16 protein-coding genes and 1 pseudogene are annotated in these 17,070 nt (G+C 60.5%); all 17 read right to left on the bottom strand.

Annotated features, from left to right (window positions below):
* Positions 1-83: 83 nt before the first annotated feature.
* Positions 84-965: a serine hydrolase domain-containing protein gene (locus ACZYOF_RS35580; RefSeq protein ID WP_463718679.1), complete on the bottom strand. Its 882-nt coding sequence runs from the start codon at positions 963-965 to the stop codon at positions 84-86.
* On the bottom strand, positions 880-1,275 hold the full coding sequence (locus ACZYOF_RS35575; protein ID WP_051397342.1) for a serine hydrolase domain-containing protein: 396 nt from the start codon (positions 1,273-1,275) through the stop codon (positions 880-882). The genes ACZYOF_RS35580 and ACZYOF_RS35575 overlap by 86 nt, the downstream gene beginning before the upstream one ends.
* A gap of 282 nt (positions 1,276-1,557) precedes the next feature.
* Positions 1,558-1,857 carry a ferredoxin III, nif-specific gene (fdxB, locus tag ACZYOF_RS35570; protein ID WP_028169131.1) on the bottom strand — a complete coding sequence of 100 codons (300 nt, stop codon included), beginning with the start codon at positions 1,855-1,857 and terminating at the stop codon, positions 1,558-1,560.
* Positions 1,858-2,000: 143 nt separating this feature from the next.
* A complete protein-coding gene (locus tag ACZYOF_RS35565) occupies positions 2,001-3,077 on the bottom strand; it encodes an IS5 family transposase (RefSeq protein WP_463331900.1) in 1,077 nt (358 codons plus the stop codon).
* A gap of 81 nt (positions 3,078-3,158) precedes the next feature.
* Positions 3,159-3,359: a CCE_0567 family metalloprotein gene (locus ACZYOF_RS35560; RefSeq protein ID WP_028169133.1), complete on the bottom strand. Its 201-nt coding sequence runs from the start codon at positions 3,357-3,359 to the stop codon at positions 3,159-3,161.
* Positions 3,360-3,368: 9 nt separating this feature from the next.
* Positions 3,369-3,839 (bottom strand): NifX-associated nitrogen fixation protein, encoded by a 471-nt coding sequence (locus ACZYOF_RS35555; RefSeq protein WP_028169134.1) that lies wholly within the window; start codon positions 3,837-3,839, stop codon positions 3,369-3,371.
* A gap of 8 nt (positions 3,840-3,847) precedes the next feature.
* A complete protein-coding gene (gene nifX / locus ACZYOF_RS35550; RefSeq protein ID WP_130229807.1) occupies positions 3,848-4,243 on the bottom strand; it encodes a nitrogen fixation protein NifX in 396 nt (131 codons plus the stop codon).
* Positions 4,240-5,646 (bottom strand): nitrogenase iron-molybdenum cofactor biosynthesis protein NifN, encoded by a 1,407-nt coding sequence (gene nifN, locus ACZYOF_RS35545; RefSeq protein WP_463718678.1) that lies wholly within the window; start codon positions 5,644-5,646, stop codon positions 4,240-4,242. The genes nifX and nifN overlap by 4 nt, the downstream gene beginning before the upstream one ends.
* Before the next feature lie 8 nt (positions 5,647-5,654).
* Entirely contained in the window at positions 5,655-7,319 is a 1,665-nt protein-coding gene (gene nifE / locus ACZYOF_RS35540) for a nitrogenase iron-molybdenum cofactor biosynthesis protein NifE (protein ID WP_455998800.1), read from the bottom strand.
* A gap of 99 nt (positions 7,320-7,418) precedes the next feature.
* Positions 7,419-8,978, bottom strand: a complete 1,560-nt coding sequence (gene nifK / locus ACZYOF_RS35535) for a nitrogenase molybdenum-iron protein subunit beta (RefSeq protein WP_028169138.1) — start codon at positions 8,976-8,978, stop codon at positions 7,419-7,421.
* Between the two features lie 72 nt (positions 8,979-9,050).
* A complete protein-coding gene (gene nifD, locus ACZYOF_RS35530; protein WP_463718677.1) occupies positions 9,051-10,553 on the bottom strand; it encodes a nitrogenase molybdenum-iron protein alpha chain in 1,503 nt (500 codons plus the stop codon).
* Between the two features lie 910 nt (positions 10,554-11,463).
* Positions 11,464-12,711: pseudogene (locus ACZYOF_RS35525) on the bottom strand (cysteine desulfurase).
* Positions 12,708-14,045: a Fe-S cluster assembly protein SufD gene (gene sufD, locus ACZYOF_RS35520; protein ID WP_463718676.1), complete on the bottom strand. Its 1,338-nt coding sequence runs from the start codon at positions 14,043-14,045 to the stop codon at positions 12,708-12,710. Before sufD ends, ACZYOF_RS35525 begins: the two are co-directional and overlap by 4 nt.
* Positions 14,046-14,064: 19 nt before the next feature.
* Positions 14,065-14,817: a Fe-S cluster assembly ATPase SufC gene (gene sufC / locus ACZYOF_RS35515; protein ID WP_463718675.1), complete on the bottom strand. Its 753-nt coding sequence runs from the start codon at positions 14,815-14,817 to the stop codon at positions 14,065-14,067.
* Between the two features lie 62 nt (positions 14,818-14,879).
* Positions 14,880-16,376 carry a Fe-S cluster assembly protein SufB gene (sufB, locus tag ACZYOF_RS35510; protein ID WP_394568690.1) on the bottom strand — a complete coding sequence of 499 codons (1,497 nt, stop codon included), beginning with the start codon at positions 16,374-16,376 and terminating at the stop codon, positions 14,880-14,882.
* Positions 16,370-16,555, bottom strand: a complete 186-nt coding sequence (locus tag ACZYOF_RS35505) for a hypothetical protein (protein ID WP_130582115.1) — start codon at positions 16,553-16,555, stop codon at positions 16,370-16,372. The genes sufB and ACZYOF_RS35505 overlap by 7 nt, the downstream gene beginning before the upstream one ends.
* Before the next feature lie 10 nt (positions 16,556-16,565).
* On the bottom strand, positions 16,566-16,760 hold the full coding sequence (locus ACZYOF_RS35500; protein ID WP_130232039.1) for a 4Fe-4S binding protein: 195 nt from the start codon (positions 16,758-16,760) through the stop codon (positions 16,566-16,568).
* Between the last annotated feature and the right edge of the window lie 310 nt (positions 16,761-17,070).

The following is a 17,070-nucleotide window of genomic DNA, read 5'->3' as shown; positions in this document are numbered from 1 at the left end:
GTGGCTCCGCTTGTTCCGGCAGCTCTCCAAACAACTCGTCACCAGCCATCATCCCCCTCCTGCAAATCAATCCGCGAAGAGAATCACAGCTGCCACGCGCCCGATATAAAAAGATTCACAGTCTCGTAGCTGCCCGCCGGAAGGCGGCTCTTGGCTGCAGCCGGATCGATCACGATCCCAAAGCCCAGCGCGAAGCCCCAACCCGGCCCGGGAAGCGTCGGCATGTTGCCGGTCGCGTTCTGCGTCATCTGCCGCACCGTTTCCGCGCGGAGCACCCGCACGCCGTCGAGTTCGCCTTCGTTCAGCAGCATTTGCAGGAACCGCCCGTTGTCCCCGATAGTGCCGCTCATGCCGGCGCCGCCAGAGTGATAGGCGGTCAGAGAGAAGGCGCGGTTCGGGTCGAAATCGGCGGTGCCCTTGGTTGGAGGGAACGGCACAGCCTCAGGTGCCACCACCGGAACGTAGCCCGTGCCGAGTGCGCCCGTGACCTGTGCGGGCCGTGTCACCTGCACGAACCGTGAGCGCATGGTCTCAGGTGCGTTGAACACAAAGCTCTCAATGCGCAGAGGTCTTGCGATGCGCTCGGTTACAAAAGCTCCCAGGCTGGCTCCCGTCACCTTCTCGATGACAGCCCCGAGCACGTCAGTGGCCAGCGAGTATTCCCAGCCTGTACCAGGCTGATAGCCAAGCGGAACGAAGGCGAGACGCTGCATCGCTTCGGCCGTGGTTACCTCGCCCTGGTCTAGCCCGTCGGTCACGCGCGCTTCGCGGTATGCATTAACGAGCCGGGGATTATTGATGAAGTTATAGGAGAATCCGGCCGTATGGGTCAGCAGTTCGCGAATTGTCGGCGGCCTGCTCGCAGGACCCTCAGTGCCGTCAGGACCGCGCACCTGCAACTTGGCGAACTCGGGCAGGAAACGGCTGACCGGATCGTCCAGGCCGATCCCTGCCCTGCTCGACAAGGATCATCGCTGCCACCGAGGTGACAGCCTTGGTCATTGAGGCGAGGCGGAATATGTCGTTCTCGCCGATCGGCACGGCGCTCCCCACCTTGCGAACGCCGACGCTGCGGCTGTAGACCGGGCGGCCATTCTGAAGGATCAGCACCACAATACCCGGAGTACTGCAGCCTTCGACCAATTCCTTAAGGGTTTGATCAAGCTTCGCATTGCGCGCTTCGGGCGAAAAGGCCAGCGCCACCGGGGTGGCAAGGAGCGCGAACGCTACCAGTCCCGCCCCGAGCACACCGATCACAAGACGACGTGAGATCATGATGTTCCTCCCGTAGAGCTGTTCTGAGCATTCTTCGCGACAGCGGAATGAAGTTATTGAGGCTGCCGGTATCCGATCCATAGTAGCGCAGACATTTCGAGCCATCCGAACCCCATACCTGCGGCCGACGAAGACATGATTCTTTCTGGGGACGGGGCGACTCAGCATCCGCAAGCTGGTGGGAATGCGCCCGGCGCCAAGCGGGTCTATCCTCGAGCGCAGTTCATGGCTTCGCCGCCCAACTCCCGCTTGCTCGCGGCAAAAGGCGGACAGAGCTCGCTCTCAAGCGGCTTGCGTTGCGGCGGTTTGGTGAGTTTGGCAGTTGGTCGGACAAACCCGGGCGCAGGCGCCGCAACCGATACAAGCGCCTTGGTCATTCATCACCATAATCTTCTTCTCGATCTCATCGTCTTCGTCGTCGTCCAGATCGACAAGATCGCCCTCCTCGTTGATGCCCTTCAACGTCATGACGTCGCGACCGCAGACTTTGAAACAACGGCCACAGCCGATGCACTTCTTGGCATCAATCGACATCAGGTACTCCGGTGTCCAGTCACGGCCGTCGCGCGTTGCAAATGACATGATCGGATACCCTCTAAAGCAGTCTGCTGAAAAAGCTTGAAATGGAGAGTTTTCGTATTGTCGGCGGTCGTTGTTGGAGCGGCGCGGTGGAGTTGGATGTAATTTTTTAACCTGTTGGTTGGTGCCCCCCTGACGCGGGGTGGCTAAACGGCAAGCAGTTTGGGAATCCGGATCAGGTTATAGGCGATCAGATTGAGCAGGAAGTCGGCGGCGACGCGAGCGATGCCACGATGTTTGGTCTTGCGCATCGTGCCATGCTGCTTGCCCCATCCGAAAATGCACTCGACCATCGCCCGGCGCGATTGCGACATGCCGTATCCCGGATGCCGCGCGGTTCGTTCGTCGATGGCGCTGTTGCGGTTCTTGCCGGTTTTGGTGACGGCCTGGTTCTGTGTCACATGCGGCGTCACGCCGATGGCGCGAAGATTGGCGACGTGATCGGCCGTATCGTACGCCTTGTCCTCACCGGCCGTGATGCGGCAGCCTGCGGCTTTGCGTCTCGCCTTCAGCATGGTCTCCGAAGCCCGGCGTTCGGCGATGCCATTGGCATGCGTGACCCTGCCGGCCACCGCCAGCCCGTGCCGGTTCTCCATGGTGGCGTGGCCCATATAGCAAAGCTTGGCCTCGCATCCGGCCGCCTTGCGATAAAGCCTGCTGTCCGGATCGCTGGTACTCGCATGGGTGTCGTTCTTGCGCTTCTGGCCGTGGAAGTTGGCGCCGTCATCATCGTTGCCGCTGCCGTCCTTGGGGCGAAAACTCTTCGAAGTCCAGGCTTCGATCAGCGTCCCGTCCACCGAAAAATGCTCGTCCGACAATAGCGATTTGACCTGAGAATGGTTCAGAAGCTTGGTCATGAACTTCGTGAACACATCGCCGTTCTGCAGCCGCTCCCGGTTCTTGGTGAAGGTGGTCGGGTCCCAGACTGGATCGTCCGGCGACAGTCCCACGAACCAGCGATACAAAAGATTGTAGTCCAGTTGCTCCATCAACTGGCGTTCCGAGCGGATGCACACTTGCAGCAGCAAGGCGCTCAGCAATCGCTCTGGAGGGATCGAAGGACGTCCCTCGTTGGGATAGAGCCTCCCAAGGCTGCGGTTCAAATCACTCAATACATCCCGGACAAGTTCCCGGACCTTCCGCAGCGGATGGTTCGCTGGCACACGCTTATCCGGCGCGATGTACGAAAAGAGGCCGCTTTGATCCGTAAACCTGCCCCGCATGATCGTCTCCGCCGGTTCGAGATGATAAAAGTGAATCATCAAGCTCCCTCCGTGGCCAGGGGGTTCTTCAGCAGACTGCTACTAGGCCCTTTCCAGGGCCTTGAGGTCCTCGCGCTTGCGCTCGAGTTCGGCAAAGGCATCGTGCGCCTTCTGCGCCACCGCCATGATCGAGGTCCAGTTGACGGGCAATTCCTCCGAGAGGTCGTGCAGATCCATCTTGGCCTGCGTCGCCTTGGCCGATAGCTTTTTCATTTCTGCTTTTACGATTTCAAGATCGCTCATGAGCTGCCCTCAATAGTTCGCCACGTCGGGAAATTTCCGGATCATCTTGATGCCGCCTTTGACGTATTTGTCACCCTCGGCGGCGAGCTTTGCGAGATTGTCGAAGCCGAAGCGATGCACATCGCGCAGGCGCTTGTTCACCACGATCAGACGGCCGCCGATCAACACCATGCGACCAAAGCCTTCATGGTGCATCTTTAGCATCGCATGGATCATCACACCCGTCGCTTTCTCGATCGAGAGCGCGACCGCATTGAAGAACAGCTCCAGCCGCCAAACCACATCCGGATCTGGATCGCCAACGATCGGCAGCGCGCGCCGCTTTTCTTTATCCAGAATATACGGTTCGAGCAGATCGAGATCGCTCTTGCCGTCCCAGGCGCCATAAATGTCCTGGGCGCGCCAACTCTTAACCAGTTCTCTCACGAATGGCGCATCGAGCGTGTTCTCTGGTTGCACGATATCTGCAGCTGCAGTCATGGCCGTCCTCATTCTTCGAAATCGAGCGTGCGCTGCTGGTCTTTTGCCAGCGCCTTGCGCAGCCAGGGCGGCGGCGTACCCTTGAGCACTCGCTCGAGCTTCTCGACGAGGGCGAGGATGTTCTCGGGCTGACCCACCTTAATGGGATGTATATTGTTGGCCACCACGCGGGCGGCACCGGAGCCGCCGATAGCAGCGACATAGAGGATGGCGCAATCCTTGATCGCCTCGATCTTGGGCGCGAGCTTGTCCTCGTTGCCGTCCTCCTTGAAATCGCCGTCGAACTGGACCGCCTTCAGGAATACGTGCCCGCCCGGCCCAACATCATAGATGGCGATGTTCTTGGCCCAGCCAAAATGCGCATCGACGCGCCTCAAGTCCTGGGTAGCGAATGCGACCTTCATGCAATCGACCTCTCTGCTGCCTCGATGACGCTGAGGCCGCCCGGCCTAAAGGGCTGACTCCAGCTACGCCAGCTGTCGGGCGTCGGCCGGTGATTTTCCTCGCGGTCGGCGATCACGAGATTGGCGATTTTGAAGATCAGATCGCGCGTGCCGCGATAGCCGACGGATAGCTGGTGTCCCGCGCCGATCCGATCGAACATCGGAAATCCCGCGCGGTAAAATGGAATCTTCAGCCGCGCCGCCGCTTGGCGGCCATGCGAATGCGTAATCAGCAGATCGCACCCCCTCGTCCTAGCAAGCTCTTCCAGATCCTCAAGATCGCCGATGAGCACCTCCTTGGTCTCGATCCGCTCCAGCACCGGGGACTGCGTGGTTGTCACGGCCGCGGTGACCTGCGCACCCATCTCGTGCAGCATGCTGGATAGGTCGAACAAGAGGTCTGGCTCGGCACCTATCGCAAGCTTGCGGCCGCCGATATGGAAATGCGCGTCCAGCATCGCGTCTGCCAGCTGCCCGCGCTGGCGGCGATATTTTGCTGGCACAGGGCGGCCGCTGATCTCGCTCAGGAAAGCAATGAATTCATCGTTGGGGGTGAGGCCGCAGAGCCGCTCGAACAGGCGAAACGGCACCCCGGTCTTGGCCTGCATGGCTTCTGCCGCCCCTCGCATCTGCGCACCAATCGCAATGGTCCAGCTGGACCGGCCCATGCTCGCGACTTCGTCAACCCCGATGCCGCCAATGCTCGTCGGCGTAAATTCGTCCGGGATATGCCCGTCCAGCGATCCCGCAAGATCAGGCAGGAAGGATGGCTTCAGACCGAAATCCTCCAGGATGGTTCTCAGTTCGTCGAGGTCACCCGGCGTCAGATGACATCCGGGGAGAACATTCACCCGCGCGGGATCACGCTCTGCCTCGGCCGGCAGCGCCTCCGTCAGCACCTCGACGAGGCGTGCCACCGTCTTTTCCCAGCCGTCCTGGAAGGCATCCTTGAAATCAGGCGTCGAGACAAAGATCAAAGGAAAATTGGCGAGCTGCGGATGTTGCTCGCGGATCAATTTGATGTAGGCGTCGACATCATCGCCATTGGTTTCGGTGACCCCGGTCGAGCAGATCCCGATGATCTCCGGCTTGGCGCGATTATAGATGTTGAGGATAGCCTGCTCGACATTTTCATAACCGCCGAGCACGGTCGCCACCTCGCTCATCGCAGTCGTCTGCAGCGGCACCGCCTCCTTGAAATGCCGCACGAACAGCGTGAGCCCAAAGGACGTGCAACCTTGCGAGCCGTGCAAAAGCGGCATCGCCCCACGCAGGCCCATGAAGGCGAATGCGCCGCCGATCGGCTGACTGATCTTGAGCGGGTTGACCGCGCACGCCTTCGTCGGCGTGGTAACAATGGCCATGACTTGTCCTATTCCGCGGCCCGCAGCATGGCAGGCGGCGAGGAAACCGGCATGGTGGCTAGGACGTCCTCGATGCGCCTCTTGCAGCAGCCACCGAACGCGTCGGTGTGCTGGCGGACTGCCTCGACGCTGGTCAGGCCATGCGAGCGGATCGCATCCTCGATGGTGCCGAGATCGACTTCCTTACAGAAGCAAACCTTTTTCGCGCGCCGCATCGTCTGCGGATCGGCGGCGATCTCGGCAGCCCGCCCACGCATCTTCGTGATCGTCTCGGTCTGCCGGTTCTTGGCCACCTTGTCCCACGGCACCGGTCGACGCAGCTGCTCCCAAATCGGGTTGAACAGCGCCTTGTCGATCTCCTCGACCAGCTTCACCATACCGATATAGCCCATGTAGGCGTGGCAGCGCTCCTGGTTGATGTCGAGCCAGGGCATCGCTGCCTTGAGCGCAACAAATTGCGATTTGCCACCCGAGAGCATGATGTCCGCTTTCGCGTCGGTCAGCATTTTGTATATCTCGCGCGGCGTCATGTCCTCAATCATATGGGCATCCTGCCCCATCAGCTCCTTGATGCGCTCCTTGTCCTGCTTGGTGGATTTCTTGACGCTGGTGCCGACCAGCTCGAGCCCCGCCTCCTGCAGCGCAGCCACCACGGACCAGGACTTGACACCGCCGGTGATCAGTAACGCCCTCTTCCCGGCAAAGCGCGGCTTGTACGGCTCGATCGCGGCCCAGGCGCGCGCCTCCTCCCGCGCGATCACCGTCTCGGTGCGCCCGATCAGTTCGGAAGGCGCGCCGCGTTCGACCAACAGCCGCGCGATCTCGCGCAGCGAAGCGCTGGAATCCTGGATGCCGTAGAACGATCCCTCGAAGAACGGAATGCCGTAGCGCTCCTCCATCTTGCGCGCAACGTTGATCATCGCCTTCGAACATACCAGCATGGCAGCGCGCGCCCGGTGCGAAGAGGCAACTTCGCGATATTTGCCATCGCCGGAGATGCAGGAGAGGATGCGGATGCCGAGCTCGTCAAGCAGCGGCTTAACCTGCCAGAGCTCGCCGGACAGGTTGTATTCCCCGATCAGGTTGATGTCGTAGGGCGTGGTGTAGTCCGGCTCTTGCGTGCCGATGACATGCTCGAGCAAGGCCTCGCCGGCGAGCTTATTGCCGAGGTTCTTGGGGCCGACGAAGCCCGGCGAATTTACGGGAATGATCGGTTTGCCGAGCTTTTGCGAAGCCGCCTTGCAGACCGCATTGATGTCGTCGCCGATCATGGCGGGGACGCAGGTCTGATAAACGAAGATGGCCGGCGGATCGTACTTGTTGATGATCTCCTTGATTGCCTTGTAGAGACGCTTCTCGCCCCCAAATACGATGTCGGTTTCGCTCATGTCAGTGGTGAAGCCGGTGCGCCAGATGCTGGCATCAGAGGAAGACGCACCGCGGTTGTCCCAGGAGTTCCCCTCACAGGCGATCGGACCGTGCACCAGATGGGCGACGTCGGTAAAAGGCTGCAGCGCGATCTTTGCACCGTCGAAGGCGCAGCCGCCTGCGGCGCCGCCCGGCTGTAGCTGCTTGTTGCAGCCCTTCTTGCGCTCGGCAACCGACTTGTTGGCGTTCTTGGCGCAGCCCGGCTCATTAAAGATCTCTTGGATCCTGGCCGATAGCGAACTCATCCATCTCTCCTCTCAACCGAGCTTGTGCGCAAAGATCAGCCCATCTGCGCTTAGGCCATCGCCGATGTTTGGCGGCGATGGCGCCCGCGTCATTCGTCATCAACGAATGATGTCGAAGCTATAGTCGGTTTCGCCGAGAACGTTGGTCTTCTTGTCGATCTCGTCGAAGATCTTGTCGAGAATCTTCACGAGCACGTTCATGCCGCCCTGATAGCCCCACACCGGAGAGCGGTGATGGTGATGCCGATCAAAGATCGGAAAACCGATGCGGATCAGTGGCACACCGGTGTCGCGCTCTAGATACTTGCCATAGGTGTTGCCAATCAGGAAGTCGACCGGCTCGGTGAACAAGAGCGAGCGCATATGCCAGAGGTCTCGCCCCGGATACGCGTGGCAGTTCTGTCCAAACGGCGAACTCGCAAACAACGTCTGCATTTTTGCCTCCCAATCCTTGTTGCCGTTCGTCGACAGCACATGGATCGGCTCAGCGCCAAGCTCGAGCAGGAAGGCAGCCAACCCGTAGCAGAGGTCTGGATCGCCATAGATTGCGAATTTCTTGCCATGGATGTGCGCACTGGAGTCAGCCATCGCGTCGACCAAGCGACCGCGCTCTCGCGCCAATTCCTCGGGGATATCCTTGCCAGTGATGCGCGACAGCGCCACGAGGAACTCATCCGTTGCGGAGACGCCGACCGGATAATTGAACGCTACGACCTCATGGCCATGATGTGCGATGAACGGCAGCGTCTTTTCCGTGCACCACTGCTGCATCGAGATCGTTGCCTTAGCGTGAACCGCCTTCGCGGCGTCTTCCAGCGTGGTGCCGCCGTCATACATCCGGAACTCGCCGTCGGTTGGTGTATCAAACACATCGGAATTGTCGGCGAGAACGGTGTACTGGATTGCCATCAACTCAAAGATGCGCTTGATCTCACGGATGTTGCCGACGGTGTAGCCGTCAAAGCCGCCGATAAAGTTGATCTTCTCGTTGGGCACCCGCTCAAGCTTCGGCGTTGTTCCGGCCTTGCCGTCCCAGAAATGCTCCAGGATACCCTTGAGCGCATTATCATAGCCGGTGACGTGGCTGCCCACGAAGGCTGGCGTGTGCGCGAACGGCACATCGAAATCCGCTGGAACCGAGCCTTTTTCCTTGGACGTTTTGATGAAGGCGTTAAGGTCGTCTCCGATCACCTCCGCCATACAGGTCGTGGAGACCGCGATCATCTTGGGCTTGTACATATTGTAGCTGTTGGCGAGCCCATCAATCATGTTGTTCAGCCCGCCGAATACGGCAGCGTCCTCCGTCATCGACGAGGAGACGCAGGAGCTTGGTTCCTTGAAGTGCCGCGACAGATGGCTGCGGTAATAGGCCACGCAGCCCTGGGAGCCGTGCACGAAGGGCAGCGTGCCCTCAAAGCCAACGGAGGCGAACACCGCGCCGAGCGGCTGGCAGGCCTTGGCTGGGTTTATCGTCAGCGCTTCGCGCGCAAAATTTTTCTCGCGATATTCGGGCGTCTTCGCCCATTCCCTGATGCGTTCGACCTCCGCGGGATCGCGGGGATTCTCGAACATCTTCTTCTTATTGGCCAGCATCTGCTGGTATTCCGGTCCGCGGAACAGCTCGAAGTGATCGAGCACGTGTTCTGCACTCTGCGCCATAGGTAGGATCCTTTCAAAAAAGCGTCATCAATATCAGCTCCGGCCCTCAGGCTGAGAGCCGGTCACTTTGCGTTATTCGGCAGCTAACAGTTTCGCCTTTTGGACATCCTTCCAGGGCGCCTTGGTCCTCTTCCAGATCGGCGAGTTGACGGCCATGTCCATGTCGCGTGCGAAGATCGCAAATCCGTCATAGCCATGATACGGACCCGAATAGTCCCAGGAGTGCATTTGGCGGAACGGCACGCCCATCTTCTGGAAGACATATTTCTCCTTGATCCCCGAGCCGACCAGGTCAGGCTGGACCTTCTCGACGAAGCGTTCGAACTCGTAGCCGGTGACGTCGTCGTAGATCAACGTGCCATCCTTGACGTAGTGCTGGGCGGTGCGCTGGTAGTCGTCATTGTGGCCGAACTCGTAGCCGGTGCCGACGACCTCCATGCCGAGATCTTCATAGGCGCCGATCACGTGGCGCGGACGCAGTCCGCCAACGAACAGCATCACGCTCTTGCCTTCCAGGCGCGGGCGATATTTTGCGACCACCGCGTCCACCAGCGGCCGATATTTTGCAATCACCCGCTCGGCACCCTCCTTGATCTTGTCGTCGAAAAAGCCGGCGATCTTGCGCAGCGACTCCACGATCTTAGAGGGCCCGAAGAAGTTGTATTCGCACCATGGAATCCCAAACTTCTCCTCCATGTGGCGTGAGATGTAGTTCATCGAGCGGTAGCAATGCAGCACATTAAGCTTCGCCTTCGGCGTTGCCTCGAGCTCTGCCAGAGAACCGTCGCCGGACCACTGCGCGATTACGCGCAGGCCCATTTCCTCCAGCAGGATTCGGGATGACCAGGCGTCGCCGCCGATATTGTAGTCGCCGATGATCGCGACATCGTAGGGGGTCGGCTCAAACGTCGGCTTGCCCTCGGGCGAGACCTTGTCGAACACCCAGTCGCGCACCGCGTCGTTGGCAATATGGTGGCCGAGCGACTGCGACACGCCGCGAAAGCCCTCGCAGCGGACCGGCACGATAGTCTTGCCGCCATATTCCTTCGACTTTGACCTGGAGACCGCCTCGATGTCGTCACCGATCAGGCCGATCGGGCATTCCGACTGGATGGTGATGCCGTTGTTGAGCGGGAACAGCTCCTGGATCTCGTCAATGATTTTGACGAGCTTCTTGTCGCCGCCGAACACGATATCCTTTTCCTGGAAATCGGAGGTGAATTGCAAGGTCACGAAACTATCGATGCCTGTCGTGCCAACGTAATAGTTACGCCGCGAGCCCCACGAGTACTGTCCACAGCCGACCGGACCGTGGCTAATGTGGATCATGTCCTTGATCGGGCCCCACACCACACCCTTGGAACCCGCGTAGGCGCAACCGCGGATCGTCATCACGCCTGGGATCGATTTGAGATTGGACTTGACTCCGCAGTCCGACTTGCCGGCCTCGTGAACATTGAGGTGCTTGGCGCGCCGTTTCGCAGTCTTCTCCGGATAGATCTTCAGCACCTCCTCAATCAGCTCTTTGTTGCGGGCTTTGATTTCCGCGATGCTCTGGGTCGTGGCGAGACTCATGCTGATATCCTTCAGAAGGTTTCCTGTTGCGATGACGGCTCTCGACCAAGAGTTTGCAACGACCATGCCAGCCGCGGCGTGAACGCAAAAATCCACGCAGTTGGAAGTAGATAGCCACACTCGCGCGGCTGACCGGACTGTTGTTGCAAACCCGACATCGAACGTGTCCACAGACCTGCTCGTTTGATCCTGTTCGAAACAAAACAAGCCGGGCACGCATGGTTTTGCACCCGCGGATTTTCCACACAAGCCCGCGAGAGTATTGCGATACTTGCCGGGGCCTACTACCGGAAGCTATCTAACGAAGCGACCCAGCTGCAAGGCCGCGGCAGCCAATCTGGCTCACGGATCGTCGCGAAGCCCGACCGGTGCACACCTCACCCGCGATGGTGCCTTGCGCGTGGCCTCGCCGCCATCCTGCTATTGGGTCGACCAACCAGGGAGATCGTCGCGGCCGACGCGCGGGGGGTGTTCGAGCGCCTGAGCATCTCAAGCCGCAGCGCCGAACGATTTTTAGCTCCATGATCTTACGTGTGCAGCCGAGGCCGAGGCTGCCCTAGCTGATACGCGTTGACGCAACTAAACCTGATCCTCGACTCTGCCGAGAGACCCGCCCTGTGCTCGAGACGAACCGGCTCGTGAGCGCGAATGATGACGAAGGCGGCGTGCGCCATGAACTCAAGCGGGTGTAGTAGAGATCATGAAGAAAACGCCAGCTCTGCCGCACATCCCAGCGTCGCCCGGATAGACCAGCGGCTACCCGGTATGCGGTTGTCTGCGTCGTTCTTAATCAGCGTCAAGGAGCGGACGCACTCTCCGGCGGAGACGTCCAGCGATATGAGGTTCGCGCATAGCATTAGCAATTCGCGTATACACAACGCGCCTCATGGTTCTGGGCCCGTTCCTGCCCTCATGAGAACAGCTCCTGCGCTTTGACAAGGGCACCCGCCAGCGCATCGATCTCTTCATAGGTGTTGTAGAGGGCGAACGAAGCGCGGCACGTTGCTGGCACGCCAAACCGCTCGAGCAGCGGCATCGCGCAATGGGTCCCGGCGCGCACCGCCACGCCTGCACGATCGATGACGGTGGCAAAATCGTGCGCATGCGCGACCTTCATATCGAAGGAGATGATTGCGCCCTTCTCAGCCGCCGTTCCAATAATGCGTAAGGGATTGATGCCGCGCAGCTTCTCCTGCGCATAAGCAAGCAGTGCGCTCTCGTGCTTGTGGATCTGTGGCTTGCCTATTGAATTGATATAGTCCACAGCCGCGCCCAGACCGATCGCCTCGACGATCGGGGGAGTTCCAGCCTCAAACCGGTGAGGTGGATCACCATATGTGACACCGTCACGCGAGACCTCGCGGATCATCTCGCCGCCACCGTTGAACGGCGGCATCGACGCCAGATGCGCATATTTGCCGTAAAGCACGCCGATACCGGTCGGCCCATAAAGTTTGTGGCCCGTCATCACGTAAAAATCGCAATCAATGTCGCGGACATCAACATCCAGATGGACGCAGCCTTGCGAGCCGTCGACCAACACCTCGATGCCGCGCGCATGCGCGATCCTCACGATCTCCTTCACCGGCAGGACAGTGCCGAGCGCGTTGGACATCTGTGTGATCGCAACCATTTTGGTGCGCTCGGTCAGAAGCCGCTCGAACTCCTCGAGGAGAAAATTGCCCTCGTCGTCCACTGGCGCCCATTTGATGACAACGCCGTGGCGTTCCCTCAGAAAATGCCAGGGCACGATGTTGGCGCGGTGCTCCATGATCGAGAGAACAATCTCATCCCCGGGTGAGATGCGCTCGCGGCCGAAAGTCTGGGCGACCAGATTGATCGCCTCGGTAGCGCTACGAGTAAGACAAACTCTTCGGTGAGGCGCGCGTTGAGGAACTGCGCCACTTTGGTGCGGGCGCCCTCATAGGCCTCGGTCGCGGCGTTAGCCAGATAGTGCAGACCGCGATGCACGTTGGCATATTCGGACGTGTAAGCCTGCATCATGCGATCGAGCACCGCCTTTGGCTCTTCTGCGCCGAGGCGGCGTTATCGAGATAGACCTGCGGCTGCCATAGACCTGCAGCGCCAGCGCCGGAAAGTCCTCGCGCACCCGCGCAACATCGTAAGCGCCGTTGGCGACCGCCGGATGCGCGCTCATCCCCTCGCCTCCAGCCAGCGCTCGGCCAGTACTATCACGAATTCGCGTAACCTCCCGTCGGCGATTTCCTCGATAGCTTCGCCGAGGAAAGCCTGGACCAAGAGCGCCTGTGCCTCCTTCCCGGAAAGGCCGCGTGCGCGTAGATAGAACAGCAGAGTCTCATCCAGTGCGCCGGATGCCGCGCCATGGCCGCAGGTGACATCGTCGGCAAAGATCTCCAGCTCCGGCTTGTTGTCGGCTTCAGCCTCGTCGGACAGCAAAAGCGCACGCGTCATCATCCTGCCGTCCGTCTTCTGTGCATCAGGACGCACGATGATGCGGCCCTGGAATACCGAGTGGCCACGGTCGTCGACGGCCGCGCGGAAATTCGCCCGGCTCGTGCAATGCGGCACAGCGTGGTTGACGACCAAGGTCGTGTCACCATGCTGTTTGTCCCTCAGCAGGTTGATGCCGTTGACGGAGAGCTCGGCGCCCTCGCCCGCCAATGTGATGAATGCCTGGTATCGGCTCACAGCACCACCACAGATCATGCTGAACAATTTGAGTTTCGCGCTCGCCCCGACCGCGAACAATCCGGAGGAAATGTTGGTGGCGTCCGCCCCGTCCGCCAGAACGTGCAGATGGGCAAGATTGGCCGCCTCACCAACCGAGACGATCACCGCATCATTGGCCTGATGGTTGCGGGCGCCTTCGGCCGCCACAAAGCTTTCGACCACGGCCGCCTGCGCGCCCTTGCCAAGCCTCAGATGCGAGCGAGTGAAGCTTGACGCCGACGAGGTGGTTGCGACATGGACGATTTGAATCGGTCGGGATAACTCGGTGCCGTCGGTGACCGTGATGACCACGCCGTCGGTCACCATCGCGGCATTGAGCGAGATCACCGCATCCGTCGTTGCGGTCAGCAGCAGGTCGCCTCTCCCCTCGTTAGCTGGATCGTCCAGAACTTCGCGCAGCGTGCGCACGTTGACGCTCCGGCCCAACTCGGCGATGTCGGAGAGATTGGGCGCGAACAAACCATCGACGAGCACTAGCTTCGCTGCGCCCTCGATCGCTCCCTTCTCGACGGCAGCTTGCGCGACTGCAGCCCTTGCCCGCGCGAGCGCAGCCGCATCCGGTTGCGGCGCGAGCGGTAGGACGTGGCGCATTAGCGCGCGCAGGTCGGTGTATCTCCATTCCTCGATCCGCCGGTGCGGTAAGCCGACGCGCTTGTAAGCGTCGAATGCCCTCGCGCGGATGTCGGCAACAGAGCCTGCGCCGGGCAGCCGTCCGTTGACCTTGACGAACACATTGCCCACCGCGCGTCCGGGATCGGTTTTTGACAGAACCAGGTTCATCGAAAACTCCTTGCGCTCTCTAGGCCGCGTGCTCGAACGGAGCGTAGCCGGCGGCCTCGAGCTCCAGCGCGAGATGCTTGTCGCCGCTCTTCACGACACGCCCCTTCGCCATCACGTGCACATAGTCCGGCACGATGTAGTTGAGCAGGCGCTGGTAGTGGGTGATCACGACCATGGCACGCTCGGGCGAGCGCAGCGCGTTGACGCCGTCGGCCGCGATCCTCAGCGCGTCGATGTCGAGGCCGGAATCCATTTCATCGAGGATACAGAGGCTCGGCTCGAACAGCGCCATCTGCAGGATCTCGTTGCGCTTCTTTTCGCCGCCGGAGAAGCCGACATTGACACCGCGCTTGAGCATGTCCTGCGGGATGTTGAGCGACTTTGCGACCTCGCGGACCTTCTTCAGGAAGTCCGGCGTCGAATATTCGCTCTCGCCGCGCGCCTTGCGCTGCGCATTCAGCGCGGTGCGCAGGAAGTTCATGGTGGCGACCCCGGGGATTTCGACCGGATACTGGAACGCCAGAAACACGCCCTTGGCGGCGCGCTCGTCGGGCGCCATCTCCAAGAGATCCTCGCCGCGGAACAGGATCTGTCCGCCGGTGACCTCATAGCCCGGCTTGCCGGCGATGACGTGCGAGAGCGTCGATTTGCCGGAGCCGTTCGGCCCCATGATCGCGTGGACCTCGCCGGGATTCACGGTCAGCGACAGGCCATGGAGGATCTCGCGATCCTCGACACGAACCTGGAGATCTTTCACTTCAAGCAATGCCATTACAGTTTTCCTAGGGTAGCATCCTCAAGGCGCCGCTACGGCAGGCCCGCCAGGGATGAGGATTATCCAACCGAACCTTCGAGCGAGATCGAGATCAGCTTCTGCGCCTCGACCGCGAACTCCATCGGGAGCTGCTGCAGCACGTCCTTGACGAAACCGTTGACGACGAGGCCGACCGCTTCCTCCTGGCTCAGTCCGCGCTGCACGCAGTAGCACAGGACATCCTCAGAGATCTTCGAGGTCGTCGCCTCGTGCTCGAACGTCGCCGACGAGTTCTTCGCCTCGACGTAAGGCACGGTGTGCGCGCCGCATTTGTCGCCGATCAAAAGCGAGTCGCAGGCGGTGTAGTTGCGCGCGCCGGTGGCTTTGCGGTGCGCGGTGACGAGGCCGCGATAGGTGTTCTGCGACTTGCCGGCGGCGATGCCCTTGGAGATGATCCGGCTCGAGGTGTTCTTGCCGAGATGGATCATCTTGGTGCCCGAGTCGACCTGCTGGTAACCGTTCGAGATCGCGATCGAGTAGAACTCGCCGCGCGAATTGTCGCCGCGCAGGATACAGCTCGGATATTTCCAGGTAATGGCGGAACCGGTCTCGACCTGGGTCCAGGAAATCTTCGAGTGGTCGCCACGGCAGTCGCCACGCTTGGTGACGAAGTTGTAGATGCCGCCCTTGCCTTCCGAGTTGCCGGGATACCAGTTCTGCACCGTCGAATATTTGATCTCGGCGTCATCGAGCGCAACCAGCTCGACCACGGCGGCGTGCAACTGATTCTCGTCGCGCTGCGGCGCGGTGCAGCCTTCGAGGTAAGAGACATACGAGCCCTTGTCGGCGATGATCAGCGTGCGCTCGAACTGGCCGGTGTTGCGCTCGTTGATGCGGAAATAGGTCGACAATTCCATCGGGCAGCGCACGCCCGGCGGCACGTAGACGAACGAGCCGTCGGAGAACACCGCCGAGTTCAAGGTGGCGAAGAAGTTATCCGACGTCGGCACCACGCTGCCGAGATATTTGCGCACCAGCTCAGGATGCTCGCGGATCGCTTCCGAGATCGGCATGAAGATCACGCCGGCCTTCTTCAATTCCTTCTGGAAGGTGGTCGCAACCGACACCGAATCGAAGATGGCGTCGACCGCGATCTTCCGCTGTTCCGAAGGCTCTCCGCCCGGAGGCGGCTCGACGCCCTCGAGGATCGCGACTTCCCGCAAGGGAATGCCGAGCTTCTCATAGGTCTTGAGAATCTCGGGATCGATCTCGTCGATCGATGACAGCGTCTTCTTCGGCTTCGGCGCCGCGTAATAGTAGAGGTCCTGGTAGTCGATCTTGGGATAGTTGACGCGCGCCCAGGTCGGCTCGGTCATGGTCAGCCAGCGGCGGTACGCCTCCAGGCGCCATTCCAGCATCCAGGCCGGCTCGTTCTTTTTCTCTGAGATGAAGCGGACGATATCTTCCGAGAGCCCCTTGGGGGCCTTTTCGGATTCGATAAGCGTCTCGAACCCATATCGATACTGATCGACGTCGATGCGCCTGACGCGCTCGACCGTCTCTTGTACGGCTACCATTGCCCGCTCCGCCGCTCGCGCAAGGACTCCGGCCATGCCCGACGACGGCCGCGGCGCGCGCCCTTCGCCGCATACGCGATCGCGTAAGTCACCCGCAGCTCGGGGCCAGCGAGGCCGCCCATCAGAAAGGCGGCCACCGATCGCGCTTCAACCTTGCTGCGCGCAGCGGACCCGCTCATCGGTCGCTCCTTATGCCTGCACGCACGTGCCGGGCACCGGGCAGATAACGGCGCATTGCGGCGTGTCGCACTGATCCTCGCATTGGGTGCACTTCTTCGGATCAATTACATATATGTCGTTCTTGAGGCTGATTGCTGCGTTCGGGCATTCGAACTCACATGCGCCGCAGACGGTGCACTGGGAGGCGATTATCTTGTAAGCCATAAACTCCGATTCCTTGGCAGGCGATGCGCGACGGCTTTCCTTCAAGGCTCGTGCCAAACGTCGAGCCTTGATTTATCTCGGCTATTTTCCGTCTCCCGCCTGTCCTAGGCCGGACAGCGTGTCGCGACCGCGACACTCGGCTCACAGGCGCTTGATCTGGATGCGCCACTTCTTGCGCGCCTAGTACCCACTTTTCATAGAACGTGAGTCGTGATTCAAGATCGGGATGATTCCCGAAGCAAGAGAAGTCCGCGTTTCGCGGAAGGAGCGTCTGGAGCTAGAAGCCCGGTGCCGCTCGCCGCGAACGTTA

The sequence above is a fragment of the Bradyrhizobium sp. LeoA1Lang genome, assembly GCF_055413685.1.
This window is presented reverse-complemented; position numbering and strand designations above follow the sequence as displayed.

What these genes read in the sequence shown, in the direction of transcription:
- ACZYOF_RS35575 (WP_051397342.1), bottom strand. Translation starts at nt 1,275, where the DNA reads ATGATCTCACGTCGTCTTGTGATCGGTGTGCTCGGGGCGGGACTGGTA.
- fdxB (WP_028169131.1), bottom strand. Translation starts at nt 1,857, where the DNA reads ATGTCATTTGCAACGCGCGACGGCCGTGACTGGACACCGGAGTACCTG.
- ACZYOF_RS35565 (WP_463331900.1), bottom strand. Translation starts at nt 3,077, where the DNA reads ATGCGGGGCAGGTTTACGGATCAAAGCGGCCTCTTTTCGTACATCGCG.
- ACZYOF_RS35560 (WP_028169133.1), bottom strand. Translation starts at nt 3,359, where the DNA reads ATGAGCGATCTTGAAATCGTAAAAGCAGAAATGAAAAAGCTATCGGCC.
- ACZYOF_RS35555 (WP_028169134.1), bottom strand. Translation starts at nt 3,839, where the DNA reads ATGACTGCAGCTGCAGATATCGTGCAACCAGAGAACACGCTCGATGCG.
- nifX (WP_130229807.1), bottom strand. Translation starts at nt 4,243, where the DNA reads ATGAAGGTCGCATTCGCTACCCAGGACTTGAGGCGCGTCGATGCGCAT.
- nifN (WP_463718678.1), bottom strand. Translation starts at nt 5,646, where the DNA reads ATGGCCATTGTTACCACGCCGACGAAGGCGTGCGCGGTCAACCCGCTC.
- nifE (WP_455998800.1), bottom strand. Translation starts at nt 7,319, where the DNA reads ATGAGTTCGCTATCGGCCAGGATCCAAGAGATCTTTAATGAGCCGGGC.
- nifK (WP_028169138.1), bottom strand. Translation starts at nt 8,978, where the DNA reads ATGGCGCAGAGTGCAGAACACGTGCTCGATCACTTCGAGCTGTTCCGC.
- nifD (WP_463718677.1), bottom strand. Translation starts at nt 10,553, where the DNA reads ATGAGTCTCGCCACGACCCAGAGCATCGCGGAAATCAAAGCCCGCAAC.
- sufD (WP_463718676.1), bottom strand. Translation starts at nt 14,045, where the DNA reads ATGAACCTGGTTCTGTCAAAAACCGATCCCGGACGCGCGGTGGGCAAT.
- sufC (WP_463718675.1), bottom strand. Translation starts at nt 14,817, where the DNA reads ATGGCATTGCTTGAAGTGAAAGATCTCCAGGTTCGTGTCGAGGATCGC.
- sufB (WP_394568690.1), bottom strand. Translation starts at nt 16,376, where the DNA reads ATGGTAGCCGTACAAGAGACGGTCGAGCGCGTCAGGCGCATCGACGTC.
- ACZYOF_RS35505 (WP_130582115.1), bottom strand. Translation starts at nt 16,555, where the DNA reads ATGAGCGGGTCCGCTGCGCGCAGCAAGGTTGAAGCGCGATCGGTGGCC.
- ACZYOF_RS35500 (WP_130232039.1), bottom strand. Translation starts at nt 16,760, where the DNA reads ATGGCTTACAAGATAATCGCCTCCCAGTGCACCGTCTGCGGCGCATGT.